At 70.1% G+C, this 1,487-nt stretch carries 1 protein-coding gene; it reads left to right on the top strand.

The annotated features are described in order from the left end of the window. Nucleotides 1-1,487 (top strand): discoidin domain-containing protein (locus tag ONA70_RS36200; protein ID WP_265010974.1); only part of this gene is annotated, 1,487 nt, incomplete at both ends.

Genomic DNA, 1,487 nt, shown 5'->3' with positions numbered 1-1,487 from the left:
CCCACCGACCGCAAGCGGGCCGCCGGCATCTACGGCAAGTACGTCGCCGGCGGCGGCTACGGCGGCGAGATCCGGCCGCACGAGGCCGGCGGGCCCAGCCGCAACGTCACCCTGCGGGATTTCGCGATCATCGGCGACATCCGCGAACGGGTCGACGAGGACCAGGTCAACGCCCTCGGCGGGGCGATGTCGAACTCGGTGGTGGACAACCTCTGGTTGCAGCACACCAAGGTGGGCGCCTGGATGGACGGCCCGATGGACAACCTGACCATTCGCAACAGCCGGATTCTCGACCAGACCGCCGACGGGGTGAACTTCCACTGGGGCGTCACCAACTCCACGGTGACCAACACGTTCGTCCGCAACACCGGCGACGACGGACTGGCCATGTGGGCGCAGAACGTGCCGAACGTCAACAACGCGTTCACCTTCAACACCGTCGGCGTCACCATCCTGGCGAACAACCTCGTCACCTACGGCGGCCGGGACATCCGGATCACCGACAACGTGACCGCCGACTCGGTCACCAACGGCGGCGGCATCCACGTGGCCAACCGCTATCCGGGCGTCAACGGCCCGACCGCGGTCGCCGGCACGATCACGGTGGCCCGCAACACGCTGATCCGCAACGGCAACTCCGACTACAACTGGCGCTTCGGGGTCGGCGCGCTCTGGTTCTCCGCCCTCAACGAGCCGATCCAGGGCGCCACCGTCAACGTCACCGACACCGACATCCTGGACAGCTCGTACGCCGCGCTGCACTGGATCGAGGGGCAGACCAGCGGGATCAACCTGAACAATGTCCGCATCGACGGCGCGGGCACCTTCGCCCTCCAGGTGCAGGCGCCCAGCCAGGTCAGCTTCACCAACGTGCGGGCCACCGGCATCGCCCAGGCCAACCCGATGTACAACTGCGTCGGCAGCGGCTTCCAGATCAGCCAGGGCGCCGGCAACTCCGGCTGGTATTCGGCCAGCCCGTACTGCGGTCCATGGCCTGAGCCACAGTGGGGCAACGGCCCGTCCACCCCGCCCAGCCCCACGCCGACCACCCCGACGCCGACCGGGCCGCCGCCGAGCGGCAACCTCGCCCTCGGCCGGCCGGTCACCGCGTCGAGCACCACCCAGACGTACGTGGCGGCCAACGCGGTGGACGGCACCGCCGGCACGTACTGGGAGAGCGCCAACAACGCCTTCCCGCAGACGCTGACCGTGGACCTCGGTGCGGTCCGGGCGGTCGACCGGGTGGTGCTGAAGCTCCCACCGAGCTGGGAGCGGCGTACCCAGACGCTGTCGGTGCTCGGGTCCACCGACGGGTCGGCCTGGACCACCGTCACGGCGTCGGCCGGCTGGACCTTCGACCCGGGCACCGGCAACAGCGTGTCGATCCCGCTGCCGGCGGGGGACCGACGGCACGTCCGGCTCAGCTTCACCGCCAACACCGGCTGGCCCGCTGGGCAGGTCGCCGCGCTGCCGATGATCGGCGGCCT

The sequence above is a fragment of the Micromonospora yasonensis genome, assembly GCF_026013475.1.
GTDB lineage: Bacteria > Actinomycetota > Actinomycetes > Mycobacteriales > Micromonosporaceae > Micromonospora > Micromonospora yasonensis.
Note: the sequence above shows the minus strand (reverse complement) of the source record. Positions and strands in the feature narration are given on the sequence as shown.